Annotated in this window: 14 protein-coding genes; 6 read left to right on the top strand and 8 right to left on the bottom strand. The window is 70.6% G+C overall.

The window, feature by feature from the left end; genetic code table 11:
* The first annotated feature begins 19 nt into the window (after positions 1-19).
* Positions 20-1246 (top strand): amidohydrolase, encoded by a 1227-nt coding sequence (locus ASD23_RS04365; RefSeq protein WP_056006702.1) that lies wholly within the window; start codon positions 20-22, stop codon positions 1244-1246.
* A 44-nt stretch (positions 1247-1290) separates the two neighbouring features.
* Here the strand turns inward: ASD23_RS04365 and ASD23_RS04360 are convergent, their stop codons facing one another.
* Positions 1291-2712, bottom strand: a complete 1422-nt coding sequence (locus ASD23_RS04360; RefSeq protein ID WP_082571178.1) for an MATE family efflux transporter — start codon at positions 2710-2712, stop codon at positions 1291-1293.
* 178 nt (positions 2713-2890) lie between these two features.
* Here ASD23_RS04360 and ASD23_RS04355 point away from each other — a divergent pair, with 178 nt between their 5' ends.
* The 3 genes from ASD23_RS04355 (at position 2891) to ASD23_RS04345 (ending at position 6481) form a co-directional block, all read left to right on the top strand.
* Complete coding sequence (locus tag ASD23_RS04355) at positions 2891-4963, top strand: M13 family metallopeptidase (RefSeq protein ID WP_056006699.1); 2073 nt, start codon at positions 2891-2893, stop codon at positions 4961-4963.
* Positions 4964-5049: 86 nt separating this feature from the next.
* Positions 5050-5958, top strand: coding sequence for a serine hydrolase (locus ASD23_RS04350; RefSeq protein WP_056006693.1), 909 nt, complete (start codon positions 5050-5052; stop codon positions 5956-5958).
* Position 5959: 1 nt separating this feature from the next.
* Positions 5960-6481: a GNAT family N-acetyltransferase gene (locus tag ASD23_RS04345; RefSeq protein ID WP_056006690.1), complete on the top strand. Its 522-nt coding sequence runs from the start codon at positions 5960-5962 to the stop codon at positions 6479-6481.
* Here ASD23_RS04345 and ASD23_RS18510 read toward each other — a convergent pair.
* Entirely contained in the window at positions 6454-8235 is a 1782-nt protein-coding gene (locus ASD23_RS18510) for an alpha/beta fold hydrolase (RefSeq protein WP_082571177.1), read from the bottom strand. The two genes, ASD23_RS04345 and ASD23_RS18510, sit on opposite strands and share 28 nt — an antisense overlap.
* Before the next feature lie 65 nt (positions 8236-8300).
* Positions 8301-8708 carry an NUDIX domain-containing protein gene (locus ASD23_RS04335; protein ID WP_056006687.1) on the bottom strand — a complete coding sequence of 136 codons (408 nt, stop codon included), beginning with the start codon at positions 8706-8708 and terminating at the stop codon, positions 8301-8303.
* Positions 8709-8833: 125 nt separating this feature from the next.
* On the opposite strand from ASD23_RS04335, the gene ASD23_RS04330 reads away from it, so the two are divergent.
* Positions 8834-10174, top strand: coding sequence for an alpha-hydroxy-acid oxidizing protein (locus ASD23_RS04330; protein ID WP_056006684.1), 1341 nt, complete (start codon positions 8834-8836; stop codon positions 10172-10174).
* A gap of 264 nt (positions 10175-10438) precedes the next feature.
* Here ASD23_RS04330 and ASD23_RS04325 read toward each other — a convergent pair whose 3' ends face one another.
* From ASD23_RS04325 to ASD23_RS04310, 4 genes are all read right to left on the bottom strand, one after another.
* Positions 10439-13213, bottom strand: a complete 2775-nt coding sequence (locus ASD23_RS04325; RefSeq protein ID WP_082571176.1) for a PQQ-dependent sugar dehydrogenase — start codon at positions 13211-13213, stop codon at positions 10439-10441.
* Positions 13214-13296: 83 nt separating this feature from the next.
* Positions 13297-14457: a sugar phosphate isomerase/epimerase family protein gene (locus ASD23_RS04320; RefSeq protein ID WP_056006678.1), complete on the bottom strand. Its 1161-nt coding sequence runs from the start codon at positions 14455-14457 to the stop codon at positions 13297-13299.
* Between the two features lie 310 nt (positions 14458-14767).
* The gene (locus ASD23_RS04315; RefSeq protein WP_056006675.1) at positions 14768-17353 is read right to left on the bottom strand and encodes a rhomboid family intramembrane serine protease; all 2586 of its coding nucleotides are present in this window, start codon (positions 17351-17353) and stop codon (positions 14768-14770) included.
* Entirely contained in the window at positions 17350-18684 is a 1335-nt protein-coding gene (locus ASD23_RS04310) for an alpha/beta hydrolase-fold protein (RefSeq protein WP_162248728.1), read from the bottom strand. Before ASD23_RS04310 ends, ASD23_RS04315 begins: the two co-directional genes overlap by 4 nt.
* Positions 18685-18811: 127 nt before the next feature.
* Here ASD23_RS04310 and ASD23_RS04305 point away from each other — a divergent pair, with 127 nt between their 5' ends.
* On the top strand, positions 18812-20197 hold the full coding sequence (locus ASD23_RS04305) for a glycine--tRNA ligase (RefSeq protein ID WP_056006672.1): 1386 nt from the start codon (positions 18812-18814) through the stop codon (positions 20195-20197).
* Positions 20198-20542: 345 nt separating this feature from the next.
* Here ASD23_RS04305 and ASD23_RS04300 read toward each other — a convergent pair whose 3' ends face one another.
* Positions 20543-22102 carry an HNH endonuclease signature motif containing protein gene (locus ASD23_RS04300; protein WP_056006669.1) on the bottom strand — a complete coding sequence of 520 codons (1560 nt, stop codon included), beginning with the start codon at positions 22100-22102 and terminating at the stop codon, positions 20543-20545.
* Positions 22103-22295: the final 193 nt, after the last annotated feature.

Raw genomic sequence — 22295 nt, 5'->3', positions numbered from 1 at the left:
CCCGGCCTAGGCTGACGGCATGAGCCTCGATCTCGCCGCCGTCTACCGCGACCTGCACGCCAACCCCGAACTCTCGTTCCAGGAGCACCGCACCGCGGGCATCGTGGCCGAGACGCTGACCGCGCTCGGATTGACGGTCACGACCGGCATCGGCCGCACGGGCGTCGTGGGAGTGCTCGAGAACGGCGACGGCCCGACCGTGCTGCTCCGCGCCGACATGGACGGACTGCCCGTTCTCGAGGCGACCGGCCTGCCCTACGCGAGCACGGCGCGCGGCACCGACCACGAGGGCAACGACGTGCCCGTCATGCACGCCTGCGGGCACGACGTGCACGTCACGTGCCTGCTCGGCGCGACCGAGCGGCTCGTCGCGGATCGCGCCGAGTGGTCCGGCACGCTGGTGGCGCTCTTCCAGCCCGCCGAGGAGTGGGGCGGCGGCGCCGAGGCGATGGTCGCCGACGGACTCTTCGATCGCGTGCCGAAGCCCGACATCGTGCTCGGCCAGCATGTGGCGCCCCTGCCCGCTGGATTCGCGGCGGTGCGCGGCGGCGTGGCGATGGCGGGCGCCGACTCGCTCACGATCCGGCTGCACGGCACGGGCGGGCACGGCTCGCGACCCGAGACGACGGTCGACCCCGTCTACCTCGCCGCGTCGACGGTCGTCCGGCTGCAGGGCATCGTCGCTCGAGAACTCGCCGCGACGGATGCGGCCGTGGTGTCGGTCGGCCAGATCCACGCCGGCACGAAGAACAACATCATCCCGGCCGAGGCCTCCCTCGGCCTCAGCATCCGCAGCTTCGACGAGACCGTGCGCACGAAGGTGCTGTCGGCGATCGAGCGCATCGCGAAGGCGGAGGCCGCCGCGTCGGGTGCACCGCGCGAGCCCGACTTCGACTACGAGGAGCGCTTCCCGGTCACCGTGAACGACGTGGCGGCCACCGAGCGCACGGCGGCAGCGTTGCGCGGGGTGCTCGGCGAGGCGCGCGTGATCGACCCCGGGGTGATCTCGGGCAGCGAAGACGTCGGCGTGCTCGCGACGGCCGCGGGAGTGCCGCTCGTCTACTGGATCCTCGGCGGCTCCGACCCCGCCCTCTTCGGCGACGCGCTCGCGACCGGGCGCATGCCCGATGACATCCCGTCGAACCACTCGCCGTTCTTCGCTCCGCTCATCGAGCCCACGCTCGAGGTCGGGGTCGCCGCGCTCGTCGCCGGCGCGCGCGAGTGGCTGGGCGAGGCGACCGCCTGACGACGGCCGCAGGTCTCCTGACGGCCTGATCGCCGGCGCGCGGTTCAGCGCCCCTCGCCGACCACCATCCACGCCGCACCGCGTGCCCGCAGCCCGAGCGTGACCGCCCGCGCCCCGAGGTAGCCGATCGCGAACGCCGCCATGAGCCACGCCGGTCCGGCGGCTCCGGCCGGGGCGACGGCGACCACCCAGAGGGCGAGCGGCACGAACACGACGAGGTTCACGATGCCGGTCCACGCGAGGTACCGGGCGTCGCCGGCGCCGATGAGCACGCCGTCGAGCACGAACACGATGCCGCCGAGCGGGGCGGAGAGCGCGAGCACCACGAGCGTCGGGGGCAGGAGCGCCGCGACCTCCGCCGAACTCGTGAAGAGGGCGGGCAGCACCCACGCCGTCGAGAGCAGCAGCACGCCGATCACGGCGCCGCTGCCGACGCCCCATTGCAGGCAGCGTCGCAGCACCGCGCGCACGCCGGCGAGGTCGCCGGCACCGAGGTCGCGACCGATGAGGGCCTGCGCGGCGATGGCGAGGGCGTCGAGCGCGAAGCCGATCGTGAAGTAGATCGTCATCGCGACCTGGAACGCGGCGAGCTCGTTCGAGCCGAGCGAGGTCGCCGCCCACGTCGCGAGCAGCAGTGCGAGCCGGAGGCTCAACGTGCGGAGGAACAGCCAGCCGCCGGATGCCGCTCCGCGCAGCACTCCCGCATGGTGCGGCCAGGGGCTCGCGCCGGCGCGGGCCGCGTGCCGGGCGACGACCACGAGGTAGACGGCGACCATGCCCCACTGCGCGACGACGGTGCCGACGGCCGAGCCCGCGATGCCCCAGCCGGCGACGTAGATGAAGACGTAGTTCAGTGCGATGTTCACCGCGAAGCCGATGCCGGCGACCCAGAGCGGGGTGCGCGTGTCCTGCAGTCCGCGAAGGAGGCCGGTGGCCGCGAACACGATGAGCATCGCCGGGAGGCCGGCCATCGAGATCGAGAGGTAGACGGATGCCTCGGCGGTCACGGCCTCGGAGGCGCCGAAGAGTCCGACGAGCATCGGTGCCGCGAACCATCCGGCGACGGCGAGCACGACGCCGATGCCGAGTGCGAGCCACAGCCCGTCGATGCCCGAGGCGACGGCGCCCCGCACGTCGCCGAGCCCGACCCGACGCGCGACGGCGGGCGTGGTCGCGTAGGCGAGGAAGACCATGAGCCCGATGATCGTCTGCAGCACCGCGCTCGCGATGCCGAGACCGGCGAGGGGCGTCGCGCCGAGGTGGCCGATCATCGCGGTGTCGGCGAGCAGGAAGAGCGGCTCGGCGATGAGTGCGCCGAGCGCGGGCACCGCGAGCCGGAGGATCTCGCGGTCGACCCCGCTGCGTGACCGGATCGTCGGTGGGACCGCTGGTGGGATCCCAGGCGGCACCGTCGGCGGAGTCGCCGCCGGGGAGGGGCTCGGTGGTTCGTCGCGGGGCTCGTTCATGGGCGTCTCGAGCCTACGGGCGTCCGCCGACGACGAGATCGTCCGCGGCCCCTCGACGTGCCGGCGCGGGGCACGCGAGACGACGGCACCGCGCCGGGATCGCGGCGATCTCTGGGAGTTTCACGCACCTTCCGCCAGACGCGTGACCCCGCGCCGGACCGCCGCCTAGGCTGGGGGGATGACCGATGTCGCGCTGCCCTCCGGAATCAAGCAGGACGAACTCGACGCGGGCATCCGCCCGCAAGACGACCTCTTCCGACACGTCAACGGCAGGTGGATCGAGCGCACCGACATCCCGGCCGACAAGGCCAGGTACGGCTCGTTCCTCGTGCTGCACGAGGAGGCCGAGCAAGCCGTGCGCGAGATCATCGAGGAGTCGCAAGGCGCCGAGCCCGGCACCGAGGCGCGCAAGGTCGGCGACCTCTACGCGAGCTTCATGAACGAGGAGCGGGCGAACCTGCTGGGCGCCACTCCGATCGCCGGCCAGCTCGTCGAGGTCGACCTGATCGACTCGGTCGACGCCTTCCTCGCGACCCTCGGGCGGCTCGAGCGCCAGGGCGTGCCGGGCTTCCTGCAGCTCTACGTCGACAACGACCCCGGCGACCCCGAGCGCTACCTCGTCTTCGTCGAGCAGGGCGGCATCGGCCTGCCCGACGAGAGCTACTTCCGCGAAGACCGCTTCGAGTCCGTGCGCGAGGCGTACCGGTCGCACCTCGAGCGGATGCTCCGGCTCGCGCAGCTCGAAGCGCCGGGCGAGCGCGCCGCCCGGGTGTTCGAGCTCGAGACCGCGATCGCCGCGGCGCACTGGAGCAACGTCGAGACTCGCGACAGCGAGAAGACGTACAACCTGTTCTCGTGGGACGACGCGGTCGCAGAGGCATCCGCTCGGCAGGGCACTGACGGCAACGTCGACCTGAACACCTGGCGCGACGCCATGGGCGTGCCCGCCGGTGCGTTCGACGAGATCGTGCTGCGCGAGCCCTCGTTCGTGCAGGGCCTCGGCGCGCTGCTCACCGAAGACCGCCTGCCGGCGTGGAAGGACTGGCTCGCCTGGCAGGTCGTGCGCGGCAGCGCCGCGTACCTCTCGAACGACTTCGTCGAGGCGAACTTCGACTTCTACGGCCGCACGCTCACCGGCACCCCGCAGATGCGCGAGCGGTGGAAGCGCGGCGTCTCGCTCGTCGAGGGCGCCATGGGAGAGGCCGTCGGCCGCATCTACGTCGAGCGGCACTTCCCGCCCGCCGCGAAGGAGGCGATGGACGACCTCGTCGCGAACCTCGTCGAGGCGTACCGGCAGTCGATCGACGCGCTCGAGTGGATGGGCGAGGAGACCCGGGCGAAGGCGCTCGACAAGCTCGCGAAGTTCACCCCGAAGATCGGGTTCCCGGTGAAGTGGCGCGACTACTCGGTGCTCGAGATCACCGACGACCTGGTCGGCAACGTGCGGGCGACCGCGGAGTACGAGTTCAACCGCGAACTCGGCAAGATCGGCAAGCCGCTCGACCGCGACGAGTGGTTCATGACACCGCAGACGATCAACGCGTACTACAACCCCGGGTTCAACGAGATCGTCTTCCCGGCGGCGATCCTGCAGTACCCGTTCTTCGACGCCGAGCGCGACGCCGCCGCGAACTACGGTGCGATCGGCGCCGTGATCGGGCACGAGATCGGCCACGGCTTCGACGACCAGGGCTCGAAGTACGACGGCGACGGGCGCCTCACCGACTGGTGGACCGAGGCCGACCGCGCCGCGTTCGAGGAGCGCACGGCGGCCCTCATCGCCCAGTACGACGCGCTCGTGCCGGCACAGCTCGAGGCCTCGCAGATCGAGCCCGCAGACGGCGGGAACGATGACGCGGCCGACAACGAGCAGCAGCCTGAGGCGGATGACGCGGGCGACGCGCCGCACGTCAACGGCGCCCTCACGATCGGCGAGAACATCGGCGACCTCGGCGGACTCGCGATCGCATGGAGGGCCTACGTCATCTCGCTCGGCGGCGACGTCGAGTCGGCTCCGGTGATCGACGGCCTCACCGCCGCGCAGCGCTTCTTCCTGTCGTGGGCGCAGGCCTGGCAGATGAAGGGCCGCGACGAGGAGGTCGTGCGGCTGCTCGCGATCGACCCGCACTCGCCCAACGAGTTCCGCTGCAACCAGATCGTCAGGAACATCGACGAGTTCTACGCTAGCTTCGAAGTGACTCCCGACGACGCCCTCTGGCTCGACCCAGCCGAGCGTGTGACGATCTGGTAGTCCTGTACGTACATTCGAGCAATATCGAGCGCGCCGCTTCAGCGGTGGGGGAGCGCCGACCGTCAGAGGAAGGCCGTGGGAGCACCGTGGTGACGTCGTCGCAGGGTTCGGAGCGGCGTGCACGGCACAGCGACCTGAGGCGCGGCAAGCATCGCACCGAGGAGCCCGGCGAGAACTTCGCCCGCGGGTTCGACGCGCTCGGCGAGCTCGCGCTCGCCGGCGTGCAGGTGTCGGCTCGGGCGACCGACCTCGCGACCGGCAAGGTGCTCTTCTCCGTCGACGACCACGTCGTCATGCCGACGGCGTCGATCGGCAAGGTGCTGCTGCTCGTCGAGGTCGCGTCACGGCTCGCGGGCGACAGCAGCGAGTCGTTCACGGTGCTCGACCGGGCGCCGCGTGACGCCGTCGGCGACTCCGGCATCTGGCAGCACATGCAGTCGCCGTCGCTGCCGCTCGCCGACCTAGCGGCGCTCATCGGTGCGACGAGCGACAACCTCGCGACGAACGTGCTCATCCGCCACGTCGGCCTCGAGGCGGTGCGCGCCCGCACCGAGGCGCTCGGCCTGACCCGCACGGCGCTGCTCGACCTCGTGCGCGACCACCGCGGTCCCGACGACGCCCCGCAGCTCTCGATCGGCTCGGCGAAGGAGCTGACCTGGCTGTTCGCCTCGCTCGCCCGCGGCGAGATCGTCTCGCCCGAGGTGTCGCAGCGCGTGGTCGGCTGGCTCTCGCTGAACGCCGACCTCTCGATGGTGGCGAGCGCGTTCGGGCTCGACCCGCTCGCGCACCGCACCCCCGACCACAACGTGCTGCTCATGAACAAGACGGGCACCGACGGCGGCGTGCGCAGCGAGGTCGGCGTGCTCCGCGGGCCGCGCGCGAGCGTGTCGTACGCCGTCTCGATGTACTACGCCGACACGATGATCTCCTCCCGTCTCGCGGTGCTCGACGGCATGCGCCAGGTCGGCCTCGACCTGCTGGAGTACGTGCACTGACATGCTGATCCGGTCACTCGAATCCGCCGATCACGCCGCGGTCGAGCACCTGCTGGCGGTCGCGTTCGCCACCCCGGCCACGACCGCCGATGCGCCGCCGATCGAGGTCGGGCTGAACACGGCGCTGCTCGACTCCGACGCGCTGCTCCCGCACCTCGCGCTCGTCGCCGAGCTCGACGGCGAGGTCATCGGCTACTGCATCAGCACCCGCGCGAGCATCGGCGAGGCCGAGGCGCTCGGTCTCGGGCCCATCGGCGTGCTGCCGGGCCAGCAGCGACTCGGCGTCGGCTCCGCACTCATCGCCGAGACCGTGCGCGTCGCCGAGGCGCACGGCGAGGGCGCGATCGTGCTGCTCGGCGACCCTGCGTACTACGGGCGGTTCGGATTCGTCCCGGGCTCCGAGCTCGGCATCGTCGCGCCCGAGCCCGCGTGGGGCGAGTACTTCCAGGCGCTGCCCCTCGCAGCTGTCACCGACGCGCACCGCGGCGCGTTCCGCTACGCGCGTCCCTTCGAGGAGCTCTGAGCGGTCGGACCGTCCGGCGCGTCGGCGTCCGCCTCTCCGCCCGCAACTGCGCTCGTGTCGGCGTCCGCCTCTGCGCCCGCATCTTCGCCCGAAAGTGCGTCCGCCGCTGCATCCGCACCCGTGTCGGCGTCCGCGTCGGTGTCGATCGCTGCGGCGATGGTCGCCACCGCGGCGGCGATGACCGCCTCCGGTGGGGCCGAGAGCGACTCGACCGCGGTGACGACGGCCGCGGCCGTCTCGGGCGCCGAGAGGATCCGGAAGTGGCCGGCCACCGGCAGTCGGCGGTTCGTGGCGCCGGCGAGCGAACTGCCCTCGGGCAGGTGAGGGTCGAAGACCCCGAAGAGCGACACGATGCGCGAGTTGACGGATGCCGCGCTCGCGAGCTCGACGATCGTCGCGCTGTCGGGGTCGAACTCCCGCATGCTCGGGTCGAGCAGGTAGCGGGCGAGCCGCGCGCCGCCGAAGGGGGTGGCGATCGCGACGAGCCCTCGCAGGTCGAGATGGTGGTCGAGATCGCGGAGCAGCAACAGCTTGCCGATGAGCCCGCCCTTGGAGTGGGCGACGACGACCCGGCCCTCCGGCGGCGTCGGGATGCGCGCGAGCGCGCGCGACACCCGCTCGGCGGTGTCGGGGATCGCGAGCAGGTTCGCGCCGAGCCCGTGGGCGACCTGCACCCGGTAGCCACGGGCGTTCAGCGCGTCGCCGAGCGGCTCCATGAACGACCAGTGCTCGTAGACGCCGGGCAGCAGCAGGATCGTCGGCTTGCCCGTGTCGCCTCGCGCCCATCGCTTCGGCAGCTTCGGCACCGTGAGCACGCGCAGCTGCTGCTTCGCGGCATCGAGGTAGTCGAGCGCCCACCACACCGCCGCGGCGAGGAGCGGGATCGGCTTCGCCCGTTCGACGTCGATGCCCTTCGTCGGGGCGATCGCCTCGGCGGCGGTGGCGCCCGTGGCGGCGGTGTCGGCGGTGACCGCGGCGTCCGCGGCGGCGATGCCGGGCACCTCGGATCCGACGAGGTCGCCGCGTGCATGCCGCACGATGAGGTCGCCCACCTGTGCACCGGCCGTGATCATCGTCTCGTGCCCACGACCGGGCACCTCGACGAGGCGTGCATGCGGCACCATCCGCGTCACCTGTTCGGCCCACTCGCGGGGCACGATGCGGTCGCGCTCGCCGCGGATGACGAGGGTCTGCGCGGAGATGCCCGGCAGCGTGCGTTCGATGCGATGGGCCATGACGGGGCGCAGGGTCTCGAGATACCAGCCCACGCCGGCTCGAGCGTACGACCACAGCCCCAGGCCGAGCACCTTCGGGTGCGCGAGCACGAGGTCCTGCGCGAGCCTCGCCGCCTGCTTCGGCACGGATCGCTCGCGCGGGTTGACCGTCGGACCGATGAGGACGATGCGCTCGAAGAGCTGCGGGTGCCGGGCTGCCGCCTCGGCAACGGCCTGCGCGCCCGACGAGTGCCCGATGAGCACGGGGTTCTCGATGCCCTCGGCCTGCACGAGCTCGGCGAGGAGGTCACCGGCCGCGGGCATCGACAACGGGTGCTCCGGTTCGGGCGTGTCTCCGAAGCCGGGGAGGTCGAGGGCGTGCACGGGTCCGGTGCGGCCGAGTGATTCCGCGACATCCGACCAGTACTCGTGCGCCATGCCGATGCCGTGCACGAGCACGTAGCCGGGGCCGTCGTCGATGCCGGTGCGAGTGATGCGCGTGACCCGGTCGCCACGGCGGAACTCGCGGATGGTCGGCATGAGCGAAGTCTACGAGGGGGAGCCGGCTCCATCAGCAGCCACGCGCGCCCGTCTGCCGCGGCGGGTCAGTCGATGAGACCGGCGGCGGAGAGGCGCTCGAGCACCTCGGCCCCGGCGGGCGGGCATCGATCGACGTCGGCGGTCGTCACCCAGTGCAGGCTGCCCACCTCGGCCGAGGCGAAGGGCGCGGCATCCGTCTCGGCGCGGAAGACCCGCATGCGCACGAGGCGACCATCGGGTTCGCCGTGCGCCTGCACCACGACCTCGAAGAGCTCGACGAGTTCGGCGGGGTCGAGCACGAGGGCGACCTCTTCGAGGGCTTCGCGCGCTGCGGCCTCGGCCGCCGTCTCGCCCGCGTCGATCTTGCCTCCCGGCATGTAGTACACCTCGCGGTCCCGCGCAGTGACCATGAGCACGCGCCGGTCGCGCACGAGGGCGATGGCGGCGACGCGGAGATCGGGGAGCTGAGGCATCCGTTCCACCCTACGTCGTGTCGGGTGACGGGGCGGCGGCGACGACGAGGGCGCGGCTGCACTGTCGCCGGCCGTCGCGTCACGGCTACGCTGGCTCGCACCCGACACCGCGAAGGAGCGAGCCGATGGCCAGCACGAGAGCACCCGGCGCCGGCGAGAGCGCATCCGGGGCCGTCCCGCGAGGATTCGCGCGCGACGTGCAGTCCGAGGTGTATCGGGCCGGGCTCTCGGGCATCCGCCCCGCGGTGCCCGTCGACCACGACGCCCTCGAGCGTGCTGCACGCAAGGCGGTCTCGGCCGAGGCGTTCGCATACCTCGCCGGTGGCGCGGGTGCCGAGGCGACGATGGCGGCGAATCGCGCGGCGTTTGCACGGCGGCGCATCTGGCCGCGGGTGCTCCGCGACGTCTCGGAGCGCGACCTCTCGATCGAGCTGCTCGGCCGGAAGCGCGCGACGCCCTTCGTGTTGTCGCCCATCGGCGTCGCCGAGATGGCCCACCCCGAAGCGGATGTCGCGGTGGGCCGGGCGGCCGCAGCGCTCGACGTGCCCTACCTGCTGTCGAACCAGGCCTCGCGCCCGATGGAGGAGGTCGCGGCCGCGATGGGCTCGCGTTCCCGGTGGTTCCAGCTCTACTGGAGCGCCTCCGACGAGCTCAACGCCTCCTTCGTGCGTCGCGCCGAGGCATCCGGTTGCGAGGCGATCGTCGTCACGCTCGACACGCACCTGCTCGGCTGGCGCACGCGCGATCTCGACGCCGCCTCCCTGCCGTTCACGCGGGGGCAGGGCATCGCGCAGTACACGAGCGACCCGGTCTTCGCCGAGCTCGTGCGGCAGCGGGCCGCCGCCGGTGCCGGCGGGGGAGCACGCCCGAAGGTCACCCCGAAGCTGCTCGCCTCGGCGTTCTCGATCGCCCGCGCCGGCGCGAGAACTCCGCTCGTCGACGGCGGCGTGCGCGCGGCCCTGCGCTCGCCGCTCCCGCGGGCCGCGATCGAGACCTTCCTCGACGTGTTCTCGAACCCGGCGCTCACCTGGGCCGACCTCGCGAAGCTGCGCGAGTGGACGAAGCTGCCGGTGCTGCTGAAGGGCGTGCTGCATCCGGATGACGCGGCGCAGGCGCTCGACCACGGTGTCGACGGCCTCGTCGTCTCGAACCACGGCGGGCGCCAGGTCGACGACTCCGTCGCGAGCCTCGACGCCCTGCCCGGCGTCGTCGAGCGGGTGGGCGGGCGCGTGCCCGTCATCCTCGACAGCGGCGTGCGGGGCGGCGCCGACGCGTTCATCGCCCTCGCCCTCGGCGCCACGGCTGTGGGGATCGGCCGCCCCTACGTCTTCGGCCTCGCGGTCGCCGGGGCCACGGGGGTGCGCGAGGTCGTGCGCAACCACATCGCCGAGTTCGATCTCACCCTCGGGCTCGCAGGCCATCGCTCGGTCGCCGAGATCGGGCCGGGCTCGCTGACCGAGGCGTGAGCCGCGGCATCCGCTCGGTGTGGAAACGCGCAGGCGCTCGAGTCGGCCGTGGGATGTCGGCCCCTGGTCGGGGTGCGTCCGAGGCCGGGCCGGGTCGCTTGCCGCGGTGTAGCCTGAGTGGCCTGCCTTTCTGGAAGAGGGGTGGCACAGCGTTCCGGGTCGCGCGTTACGGGTGCGGCCCGGAATGCGCCGCCTGCAGCCAGGCGTGCGAGAGCCCCAGCCCGCCGAGGCGAACCGGGGCTCCCGGGTGTCAGCGCAGCTGCGCTATCGGAGGTCGGCGATCACCGCCTCCGCCGCGCGGATGACGAGCGCCGCAGCCTCGGCATCGGTGCGGATGCGGCTCGGCACCTTCGCGACGATGAACTCGAGCTTGCTGATCGCCGTGGCGGTGTCGCCGGCGGCGAGGGCCGCGTCGGCCTCGGCCAGCGTGTCCCCGAACGATGCCGCCGCGCCGTGGGTGATGCGGCCGTCGTCGTCGAGGCTGCCGAGCAGCGCACGGATATCGCTCGTCGACGTGGTGAACTCGAGCTGGTCGAGGTCGACTCCGCCCGTGCTCGTCACGTACAGCCGATCGGTTCCCTCGGGCACGGTGACCAGCGGCGCGGATGCCTCCAGCCACTCGGCGCCGGCACTGGCCACGTCGATCGTCAGGAACGGCTCGGCCTCGGCGCTGCCCCACCGCAGTGAGAGCGAGCCGGTGCCGGTCGCGCGTGCCTCGACACCGGTGATGCCCACGAGGTTCACCGGGTCGTACGCCAGCCAGTCGCCGGCGTCGAACGAGGTGACCTTGCGGAAGGCGCGAGCTGTCTCGTCGTCGACGATCGTCGTCTCGCCGCCCTTCGCGTCGGCGTGCTCGGCCTGCAGCTCGCGAGGGTTCAGCAGCGTCACGTCGTCGGCCGAGAGCGCCGGAGCCGTGGCACTGCCGCCGTCGGTGTACGAGGCGCCGATCTGGGCGTAGATGTTCTCGGTCTCGCCGTGGCCGGCCTCCTCCTGCATCTCGATCTCGGCCGTGCAGCCGGTGCCGGTGAACAGCGGGTGGGCGTGCGTGTTGTCGTGACCCAGTGCGTAGCTCCAGTTCACGCGCGAGCAGTCGATCGTCGTGTCTTCAGGGTCGGTGACCTTCACCTCGAAGGCGACGGTGTCGCCCCAGTCGGCGAACGAGCCGTTCTCGGGAGTCACGATCTCGATGGTCGGCGCGGTGTTGCCGACCGTGATCACGACCGACGAGAGGCTGACGCGTCCGCTCGAGTCGGTGACCCGCACGCGAGCCGTGTACTGGCCGTCGGCCGTGTACGTGTGGCTCACCTCGGCGGGGCCGTCGGTGAAGGTGCCGGTTCCCTCGAGGTCCCACGCGAAGCTGAGCGCGAGGCCGTCGGGGTGGGTGCTGCCGGCGGCCGAGAAGTCGACCTCGAGCGGACCCTGGCCCGACGTCACCGAGGCGTCGAGGTCGACGCGCGGACCCTTCGTGCCCTCGACGTAGTCGACCCGGTAGAGGCCGGCGTCGGGGTTCGGGCGGAAGAAGCCGTCGCCGTAGTCGAGCACGTAGAGCGATCCGTCGGGGCCGAACTCGAAGTCGATCACGTTGTCCCACGGGGGCATGCCCGCCGCGTTGAGTGCGGCGTTCGGCAGGAAGTCCTCGATCTTCGTGACCTCGCCGTCGGGGTCCTCCTGGCTGAAGGCGAAGATGCGGTCGCGTGAGAACTCGGCCATGAACGTCTTGCCGCTCCAGTACTCGGGGAACTTCGTCGTCGACGCGTTCTCCTCGTCATACCGGTAGGTCGGGCCGCCCATCGGGGCCTGTCCGCCGGCGCCGAGCTCGGGCCACGGCTGATGGGTCGCCTGGTCGCCGTACCAGATCTGCGGCGCCGTCGCGGCGGGCAGCTGCGTCAGGCCGGTGTTGTGGCGCGAGGTGTTCGTCGGCCCGGCGTCGCAGTCGAACCAGTCGCCCTGGGTGAGCGTCTCGTAGTCCCAGTCGTTGTAGTTCGCGTTCGGTCCGTGGCAGTAGGGCCAACCGCCGTTGATCGGCTTCGTCGTGCTCTGCCACTCCACGTACCCCATCGGGCCGCGCAGGTCGCTCGCAGTGCCCGCGTCGGGGCCGTAGTCGCCCCACGTCAGCGCGCTCGTCACGGGGTCGTAGTCGATGCGGAACGGGTTGCGCACGCCCATGACGTAGATCTCGGGGCGGGTCTGCGGGGTGCCCGGGGCGAACAGGTTGCCGGCGGGGATCGTGTAGCTGCCGTCGTCCTGCACGTCGATCCGCAGGATCTTGCCGCGCAGGTCGTTCGAGTTGCCGGCGCCGCGACGCGAGTCGAGACCGGGGTTGTACCCGATGCGGTCGTTGTTCGGGGCATAGCCGTTGGCGCCGGGCGTGCTCGCCGGCGTGTTGTCGCCGGTGGCGAGCAGCACGTTGCCGTCGTTGTCGAACGCGACGTCACCCGCGACGTGGCAGCACTGGCCGCGCTGCACCTCGACCGTGATGATCACCTGTTCGCTCGCGAGGTCGAGCGAGTTCGTCTCAGCGTTCCAGTGGAAGCGGCTGAGCTGGTTGTAGCCCTTCCACTGGTTCCAATACGACTCGTCGGCGCCCGCCGGCAGGGTGTTCGGTGCCGATCCCGTCGGCGTCGTCGCCGGGTAGGGCGACACCATCGTGCGGGGCGCGTAGTAGAGGTAGACCCAGCCGTTCTCCTCGAAGGCCGGGTCGAGGGCGATCGTCTGCAGGCCGTCCTCGGAGTTCGCATAGACGTCGATCGTGTTGACGACCGTCGTGGTGCCCTGCGAGGGATCGGTGAGGCGCACCTGCCCGTTGCGCGTCGTGTGCAGCACGCGCGAGTCGGGCATCACCGCGAGGTCGATCGGCTCGCCGACGTCTCTCGTGAGGGTCACGCGTTCGTAATTGGCCCAGGTGGTGGCGCTGACCTCGTCGCCGTGGTCCTCGCCGTCATGTGCGAAGGCGGCGGCCCCGGCGCTCACGGTGAGCGACGTGGCCGCCAGCAGTCCGCTGAGCACGAGGGCGCCCAACCGGATTCTGGATGTGGACATGGATGTCTCCTTGGAAGAGGGGTGTGCTGAAACGAGGAATGCCCCGGGCCGGGTTACGGCCTGGCCCGGGGCAGTGTGTTGCGTCAGCCGCGGAGCGCGGCCATGCCGTCGTACGCGACCTGTGCGAACGCCAGCGACTGGCCGGGGTTCGCGCCGCCGCCCGGTGCCGTGTCCTGCTCCCACATCGAGTTGTGGTACCCCTTGGCGCCGATGCGCTGGAAGAACGTCGTGTAGTCGATGTCTCCCTGGCCGAACGGCACCATGTCGTACCCGTTCGGGGTCGCCGTGTTGATGCGCCCGTCCTTGGTGTGGAACAGCGGGAACCGGGTGGTCTGCGCCGAGACGACCCCGGCCGGGTCGAAGAGGCTCTCGACCACGGTGCCGTCGGGCGCAGTGAAGCTGCGGTGCTTGTACTGCGCGACGTGGGCCCAGTAGATGTCCATCTCGAGGTAGACGTAGCTCGGGTCGGTGTTCGCCAGGAAGTACTCCAGGCGGCGGATGCCGCTGGAGCGCGTCGGCCGGCCGAGCGCGTCGAGCGGACCGCTGTCGAGCAGGAAGCTGTACGCGATGTCATGGTTGTGCGTGTACAGCTTCAGCCCGTGCGACGCGGCGCGCTCGCCGAAGAAGTTCCACCGCTCTGCGGCGAGATCCCAGTCGGCGACGAACGCGCTGCCCGTCGGGTCGTTGCCGGTTCCGATGTGGCCGAATCCGAGGATGTTCGCGACCTCGCACTGTGCGTCGAACGCGGCGATCGTCGCGTCGCTGATGGTCGACGGGATGTTGCCGTGGTTGCCCTCGGCCTCGAGCCCGTTGTCGTCGAGCCAGGTGCGCAGCAGCTGGGCGCCGGCGACGTTGTTGACATTGCCGCCGTCGGCATTCGCGTGCTGTCCGTAACCGGCGAACTCGATCTGCTTGTAGCCGATGCGCGAGAGCTCCTGGAACACCTCCTTGAAGCCCGATGCCAGATCGGTCGTGTTCGGGTCGCGCGAGATGGCGTCGCGAACCGTGTAGAGGATGATGCCGCGCTTGCCCGGGGGCAGGAGCACGCCGTTGCCGGCTGCCTTCACGCCCCCGGAGGCGGCGGCTCCGCGAGTGACGGCGTGGGCCGGCCCTCCGCCGAAGGCCGCCGCGCCGAGTGCCGCGGCCGCAGCCATGCCGGTCGTCGCTGCGAGCAGTTGTCGGCGGGAAAGACCAAGGCGCCGGCCCAGCTCGGGGTTGTCGTCGCGGTCGATGAGATCGTCCATGATGCTCCTTTGCATGAAGAGGGATGGATCGAGACTCGGCACCGTCGCCACCTCGCGCCGAAACCGCGCCTCGCAAGGATGCGCGATGCCCTGGTTCGCACCGGTCTCCGCGTCCCCAGTCGGCCAGTCGTAAATACCGACCGGCGTTCTTTTTCGAACGGTACGCCACATCTTGCGGACGGGTCAAGCGAAAGTCGGATGCTATACGGTATTCTTTCGTCAGTTGTTCGGCAAAAGTTTCGTTGCACAAAAGGCGATTCGCCGCGCGCGGTGGCTGGCGGTGGCATCCGCTCGATGTGGTCGGCGAACGCTACTTCGTGAGCGTCTTCACGAGGGCGACGGCCTCCGCCGGCGAGACCTCCGGCAGATACGCCTTGCCGATCGCGAGGCCGATCGTCGGCAGGGCGAGCGGGTCGGGGTAGGCCATCGAGATGGTCTCGTAGTCGGGGTTGAACTTCGCCTTGAACCTGAACAACGACGAGAACCCGTACGCCGGTTCGAGCGTCGAGGCGAGGAAGTCGAGGAGCCGCGTCATCACCGTCGGCTCGGGCGGCGTCTCGCCCGGTTCGAGCGGCTTCGTCGCGAGCGGTGCACCCGAGAGGCTCAGCACCTCGGCACCCGTGTCCTTCATGTGCAGCGCCGCCGACGCGATGAGGAACTCCATGATGCCGTTCATGCTGCCGTCGGCGCGGCGCATGAAGTCGATGGTCCAGCCGATCACGGAACCGTCGCGATGCACGGGCAGCCAGCTCGTCACCGCCTGCAACCGCCCGTCGGGCCCGATCGCGAGCATGAGCCGGACCTCGGGGTCCTTCAGCTCCTCCATGCCGCCGAGCGTGAAGCCCATCTCGGGCAGCTCCTTCTCGGCGACCCACTCCTCGGAGATCGCCTCGATCTCCGCGAGCGTGGCGAGGGGCAGTTCGTCCCAACTCGTCCAGACCGTGGTCATGCCCTCCTTGATGCCGCGGTTCAGCGCCTGCCGCACCTTCTGCCACGGCTTGCCGGCGAGCTCGAGCCCCGTCGTGCGCACGAGCGTCTCCTCGCCGACCGACATGTGCTGCCAGCCGAGTTCGTCGAACACCGGCAGGTACTGGGGATGCACGCTGTAGAAGACCGGCACCCAGCTGTTCGCGTCGCAGAAGGCGGCGAACTCGCGGACGACGCGGCCGCCGTTCCCCGCCGCGCAGATCGGGTCGGACATCGTGATGGCGACGCCGTTGATCACCCGGTACGCCACGGCCGAGTCGCCGTCGTCGCTGAACCACGCGACGTTGCCCGGCCAGGTCGCCATGAACCCGAGCGTGCCGCCGCCGTTGCGGTGCAGCAGTTCGCGGAGCCGGGCGTCGTCGGCGGTCTTCGCCGCCGAGCCGGTGCGCGACATCAGCCGGATCGACGCGGCGATGAACACCGCCCAGAACACGGGACCGACCGCCTGGGCGAGGAAGCTCGTGACGTCATGCCCGGGCAGCACGATCGGGTCGACGACGGCGAGGAAGTGCGGCGGCACGAACCGCTTGAACGTGTCGAGCAGCACGTCCCACCCGGTCGCGGCCGGCCAGTACTCGCCCACGGTCGCGAGCCCGGCCACGAGGTAGACGCCGGCGAGCACGACGAAGGTGCCGACGACGACCCCGGCGAACCGGGCGAACGCCCCCTTCGGTGCGCGGATCTGGAAGTGCCGTCTGGTCACGACCAGCATGACGATGATGCCGATCGGCAGTGCGAGCACCGCGACGGCCCACACGACGAGCTCGCCGAGATCGAACACGGTCCAGGTGCCGTCGTCGACGTCGGCCGTCGTCACCGTGACGTCGTAGGCCGTGCGGGCGAAGAGCAGGATCGCGGCGTTCACCGCGATCGCGAGCCAGCGCGCGAAGCGGCGACCGTGGCGCAGCCCCCACGCGGCGACGAGCAGGAGCAGCACCGGCACGAACGACAGCAGGAACATGCCGAATCCCTGCGCGCTGAGCAGTGCGAGCTGGGCGGTGCACGACTCGGATGCCGCGGCGGCAGCCGTGGCCGCCTCCCCGCCGCACGTGGCCATCACGGCTGCGAGCTCGAGCGGCTCGTCAGCGAAGAGGTACGAGCCGAAGGCGAAGGGCGTGAGCTCGGAGCGGTTCACGAGGGCGACGATCGGACCGACGGCGGTGACCGCGACGACGGCGGCCACGAGCGTGCGGGTCTCACGGTGGGAGCTGCGCTTGGCCGAGAGGGTCGAGGCGTCGCGAGTCAGCACGGCGCCGAGCAGGTAGCCCGCGATCGCCGCGACCAGTCGGTAGGCATTCGACGAGTCGCCGTCGTAGAGCACGAACACGAGGATGAAGGCGATCGTCACGACTCGGATGCGTCGGCGCCACAGCCTGCCCATGAACGCCGTGGCCGTCATGAGTGCGCCCACGATGCCGGCGAGCGGGTCGAGCGTCAGGTCCGCGGCGGTGCCGGTCGCCCACCACTCGCCGGCGAGGGAGCCGACCCACTGCAGGAGCGTTCCCACCGCGACGCCGATCGCACCCGTCACGAGGAACGCGACGATCGTGCGCCACGTGCCCATGCGTCGCTCGGCGACGCCGAGCAGCACGAGTGCCGCGAGCACGCCGAACACGAGCTGGAACGGGTCGAACGGGATGACGAGCGCCGTCGCGACGGTCCACCACTGCCGACCGTCGACGGTCGTGATCACCCCGGCCGCCCACGTGGTGGCGGTCTCGTCGGATGTGGCGCCGAAGAACGTGCCCGTCACGAGCGCCGTCACGACGAGCAGCACCGCGACGGCGATGCTGAAGGGCACGCGACGGATGAATCCGCCGAGCGCCTCCGCCGTCGAGCGCAGACGCCCGCTCGGCTCGAGGTCCTCGGTGTTCTCGGCGTCTCCGACACGCCCAGTCGTCTCGGTCATGGCGCCGACAACCCGAGTCGCGGAGAGAGCACGTCGAATCCCTTCTCGAGGCCGCCCGTGAGCGCCACGACGTCGTGGTCTGCGCCGGGCACGAGGAACAGCGTCGTCTGCATGGCCGCGGCCGTCGCGGCATCCGCCAGTCGTTCGGTGCCGCTGACGAACGCGAGGTCGTTCTCGCCGACCGTGAAGACGGCCGCCGAGTCGGGGTACGGGGCCTTCGCCGCCATGATGTTCGCGGGCTTCACGAGGTCGTAGGCGAACCGGTCGCCGCCGAAGATCTCCGCGAGCACCTCGTCTGGGTTTTCGGCGCCCGCGTACTCGACGGGGGAGACCGCGAGCAGGTTGCCGAACACCTCGGGGTACTTCGCGCCGAAGTAGGCGGCGCAGCCGCCGCCGTTCGAGTACCCGGCGACGGTCGTGAACGTCGCGCCCTGCAACACGCCGAGTCGCTGCCTGGCCCACGGCACGACATCCTGCATGACGTAGCTCTCGACTTTGCCGAGCTCGCTGTCGAGGCAGAGCGGATCGGCTGAGGGGTCGCCCAGCTGGTCGATGACGAGGGCGATCGGTGCGAGTCCGTCGTGGTCGGCCGCGAAGTCGTCGAGCACCTCGCCGATGAAGCTCGCATCGGGGTCGCCGGGCTGGCCCATCATCATGACGACGAGGGGGAGGCGCGGGGCATCCGTCACGAGCGCGGCGGGCGGCAGGTAGATCTGGGCGGGCCGGGCCTCGAAGCCCGACAGCGTGTTCGGCACGCCGCCCTGCACGATGCCGACCTCTCCCGACTCGGGCATGTCGGGCGGTGGCGTCCACGTCGCGTACAGCGGTTCCGCCGGTTCGGCGATCGTCGCGGGGTCGGGCACGGGCGGGTCGATCGTGTCGGCGGTCGAGATGTGGAACATCGAGCCGAGCGTCGGATTCAGTCCGTATGCGGCGTTCACGCCGAACGCCGCAGTCGCCGAGAACAACGGGATCGCGAGCAGGGCGATGAGCTTGCGCCACCACCGCGAGTACCAGAGGTTCCAGATCGCCACCGTGATGCCGGCGAACGCCGCCGGCACCCAGAGCCACGCCGAATCATCGACCGGGCCGCCGAACGCGTCGAGCACGTTGACGCCGATCCAGAGCACCGCGACCCCGATGAGCGAACCCACGATGAGCAGCACGATGACCGTCAGCACCCACGACCAGCCGGGGCCGCGGAACAGCAGGTACAGGAACACCAGCGCCGCGAGGCCGTACACCGCGACGACGAACGGGCCGTCGATCACGTTCAGTTCCCAGATGAGATCCCACACCGTCGCCCCCTCGGCCATGGTCGTGATGGGCACAGCGTACCGACCGTGCGCTCGTTCGTGGCGGCACCCGCCCGTAGGATGGTGACACCGTGTCGTTTTCCGGCATTCGCCCGTCTTCGGCATTCGCCTTCGCCCGATCCCCAGGACCATTGGAGCCACCGTGGCCGCACCCAGCCGTCTCGAATCCGTCATCGCCCTCGCCCAGCACCGGGGGTTCGTCTTCCAGGCCGGCGAGATCTACGGCGGATCCCGCTCCGCGTGGGACTACGGCCCCCTCGGCGTCGAGCTGAAGGAGAACATCAAGCGGCAGTGGTGGCGGTACATGGTCACCGGTCGCGACGACGTCGTCGGTCTCGACTCGAGCGTCATCCTGCCGAAGCAGGTCTGGATCGCCTCCGGGCACGTCGGCGTCTTCACCGACCCGCTCGTCGAGTGCCTGCACTGCCACAAGCGGTTCCGTGAAGACCACCTGCTCGAGGCCTTCGAGGAGAAGAAGGGTCGCGCCCCCGAGAACGGCATGGGCGACATCGCGTGCCCGAACTGCGGTACCCGCGGTCAGTGGACTCCGCCGCGCGACTTCAACATGATGCTGCAGACCTACCTGGGCCCGGTTCAGGATGAATCGGGGCTGCACTACCTCCGCCCCGAGACCGCTCAGGGCATCTTCACGAACTTCGCGAACGTGCTGCAGGCCGCTCGCATGAAGCCGCCGTTCGGCATCGGTCAGATCGGCAAGTCGTTCCGCAACGAGATCACGCCCGGAAACTTCATCTTCCGTACGCGCGAGTTCGAGCAGATGGAGCTCGAGTTCTTCGTCGAGCCCGGCACCGACGACCAGTGGTTCGAGTACTGGCTCGACTACCGCTGGCAGTGGTACGTCGACCTCGGCGTCGACCCCGAGAACCTGCGTCGCTTCGAGCACCCCGCAGAGAAGCTGTCGCACTACTCGAAGCGCACCGTCGACATCGAGTACCGCTTCGGCTTCACCGGTGGTGAGTGGGGTGAGCTCGAGGGCGTCGCGAACCGCACCGACTTCGACCTCACGACCCACTCGGAGCACTCGGGCAAGGAGCTGTCGTACTTCGACCAGTCGAAGAACGAGCGCTGGATCCCGTACGTGATCGAGCCCGCGGCCGGTCTCACCCGCTCGCTCATGGCATTCCTCGTCGACGCGTACCACGTCGAAGAGGTGCCGAACGCGAAGGGCGGCGTCGACACCCGCACGGTGCTGCGCCTCGATCCGCGTCTCGCGCCGGTGAAGGCCGCCGTGCTTCCGCTGAGTCGTAACGAGAAGTTGTCGCCGCTCGCTCGTGAGGTCGCCGCGTCGCTGCGCAAGCACTGGAACGTCGACTTCGACGATGCCGGTGCCATCGGGCGTCGGTACCGTCGGCAGGATGAGATCGGTACGCCGTTCTGCATCACGGTCGACTTCGACTCGCTCGACGACAACGCGGTGACCGTTCGCGAGCGCGACAGCATGGAACAGGTGCGCGTGCCGCTCGCCGAGCTCGAGGGCTTCCTGGCGTCGCGCCTCGTCGGCGCGTAGCGGGAGCTGCACGGCGAAGGCGGGCTTTGCGCCGCGCGTCGCGGGAGCTGCACGACGAAGGCGGGCTTTGCGCCGCGCGTCGCGGGAGCTGCATGGCGAAATCTGCAGCGCCGGCATCGGGCTCGCCCGTCCGGGGCGCCTGAGACCGGTTTCCAGCGAGATCGGTTTCCACGTGTCCGGGTTGTGCCGTGTCCGGTTTCCGGCGCGCCGGTAACCGCCACGTCTTCGTACGCCGGCGTCCGCTCGCGTCCGCGCGTTCAGGCTCCGTCGACTCCCGTGCGCCAGCCGCCACCGCGCTCGAGTATTCGCCGCGCTGAGCCGCACTGGGCCGCGCTGGGCAGAGCTCTACCCAGCGACCGGAAGCACTCGTTCAGGCTCGGCCGGCCTCGCTCGGACAGATGCGAGGTGGGGCCGCGCCGGATCGACAGGATCCGCGAGCCGGGCATCGCCCGGGTTCGCGAGACGCTCCGGGTCGACCGGATTGATGAGATCTGCGGGCGTCTTCGCTCGCATCAATCTCGGGGTCTGGTCTGGATCGACGCCCGGCGGAGGTATGAGCCAGTAGTTCGTGCCGGTGCGCCGCACCTCCCAACCCTGATTGTGGTACCTGAGATGATCTCGACGGCAGAGCAGGATGCCGTCGGCCAGATCGGTGCGCCCGCCGTCGCGTTGCCAGTGGTCGATGTGATGGGCTTCGGTCCAGGAAGGCGGGCGAGTGCAGTCGGGATCGAGACATCCGCCGTCGCGAATTGCGAGTGCCGTCTTCTGCTTGTCGGTGAAGAGTCGCTCGTCACGGCCGAGGTCGAGGCAGGCGCCGTCGGCATCGAAGAGGACCGGCAGGTAACCCTCGCAGAGCCCCGTGCGGATGTCGACGAGCGGAACGCGGTCGGGGTGGCCCTCGATGGCGCCCGAGCCCTCGCCCGTACTGAGTGAGACCGCGTTCACGATGAGTCGGACCGATGGCTTCTTGTCGTTGAGCAGGCGGGTCGGGTCGACACTCGCGCCGGCACGGAGCAACTGCACGAGGCCTTCGGCCGCGTCGCGCTCGCGCGTCGCACGAGCATCGGAGAAGGCTGCGTCGCCCCGCACCGGATCGCCGAAGCTGCGTCGCACAGGGGCCGCCGTGCGTCGAGGATGGGTGAGCTGGTCGAACACCGCCTTGATGAGCATGCCGCTCTCGGCGTCGAGTTCGAACTCCCCGCGCACCATGCCGTCGGGCTTCACCCACACGCGCCAGAACTGCGCCTCACGCTGGTGCTCGGTGCGCGCGGCCACGCCGGCGGCGTCGATGCGATCGCGCGCTTGACGGGCGAGGCGACGAGCCGCGTCGGCGTGCAGCCCGCGACGGTCGGCCAAGATGCTCGCGAGTACGGATGCCAACGCCGAGGCCAACGCCGACTCGTCGGCATCGCCGCCGGGTTCACCGAGCCCGGAACGGATCGCGTCGGCGACCGCCACGGTCAGCACCCCGCTGGCCACGGCACGGCTCAATTCGGAGAACCACGGCGCGACCGGTTCGGGCACGACCGCGGCGAGCTCGGGATCATCGAGTCGTGCGAGCTCGAGCTCGGCGACCGCCTCGGTCTCGGCGACCATGCGGCCGACCCCGACGAGAGCGGCGGTCTCACGTTTCGACGAATGCGTGATCGACTGCAGCAGATCGCCCGCGCTCGCGTGGCCGGTGCGCTGAGCGAGCCCTTGCAGCCCGAAGGCGACTTTCGAACGCCGCACCACCTCGGCGGCCGCGAGAGCCTGGGCTCGCTCGACCTCGTGCCGGAGCGCGGTGATGGCCTCGACCGCCTCGACGAGGGCGCGATCGTCGAGCGCGCTGAAGGTGCTCGACGACGGTGCGCACGACGACATCAGGGCGGTCAGACCGCTGAAGTCGGGGAGCGCTTCGGCCATGTTCCATTGTCTCGCGGGCGGCCGACATTCGAACGTATGTTCCACAGTCTGTGGATAAGTCTGTGGAGAATCGGTGGTGACGGGGCGGTGAGGGCGAGGAAGGGCGAGGGTGGTGGGGCGAGGCGGTGACGGGGCAGTGAGGGCGAGGCGGTGAGGGCGAGGAGTGTCGAAAGTGGGGGCAGGGAACGGGAAG

Origin of the sequence: Agromyces sp. Root1464, from assembly GCF_001427265.1 — a bacterium.
Lineage (GTDB): Bacteria > Actinomycetota > Actinomycetes > Actinomycetales > Microbacteriaceae > Agromyces > Agromyces fucosus.
This window is presented reverse-complemented; position numbering and strand designations above follow the sequence as displayed.

Bases quoted from the DNA above. Each gene is read 5' to 3' on its own strand.
- ASD23_RS04365 (WP_056006702.1), top strand. From the start codon at position 20: ATGAGCCTCGATCTCGCCGCCGTCTACCGCGACCTGCACGCCAACCCC.
- ASD23_RS04335 (WP_056006687.1), bottom strand. From the start codon at position 8,708: ATGCCTCAGCTCCCCGATCTCCGCGTCGCCGCCATCGCCCTCGTGCGC.
- ASD23_RS18510 (WP_082571177.1), bottom strand. From the start codon at position 8,235: ATGCCGACCATCCGCGAGTTCCGCCGTGGCGACCGGGTCACGCGCATC.
- ASD23_RS04325 (WP_082571176.1), bottom strand. From the start codon at position 13,213: ATGTCCACATCCAGAATCCGGTTGGGCGCCCTCGTGCTCAGCGGACTG.
- ASD23_RS04355 (WP_056006699.1), top strand. From the start codon at position 2,891: ATGACCGATGTCGCGCTGCCCTCCGGAATCAAGCAGGACGAACTCGAC.
- ASD23_RS04360 (WP_082571178.1), bottom strand. From the start codon at position 2,712: ATGAACGAGCCCCGCGACGAACCACCGAGCCCCTCCCCGGCGGCGACT.
- ASD23_RS04330 (WP_056006684.1), top strand. From the start codon at position 8,834: ATGGCCAGCACGAGAGCACCCGGCGCCGGCGAGAGCGCATCCGGGGCC.
- ASD23_RS04345 (WP_056006690.1), top strand. From the start codon at position 5,960: ATGCTGATCCGGTCACTCGAATCCGCCGATCACGCCGCGGTCGAGCAC.
- ASD23_RS04320 (WP_056006678.1), bottom strand. From the start codon at position 14,457: ATGGACGATCTCATCGACCGCGACGACAACCCCGAGCTGGGCCGGCGC.
- ASD23_RS04315 (WP_056006675.1), bottom strand. From the start codon at position 17,353: ATGACCGAGACGACTGGGCGTGTCGGAGACGCCGAGAACACCGAGGAC.
- ASD23_RS04300 (WP_056006669.1), bottom strand. From the start codon at position 22,102: ATGGCCGAAGCGCTCCCCGACTTCAGCGGTCTGACCGCCCTGATGTCG.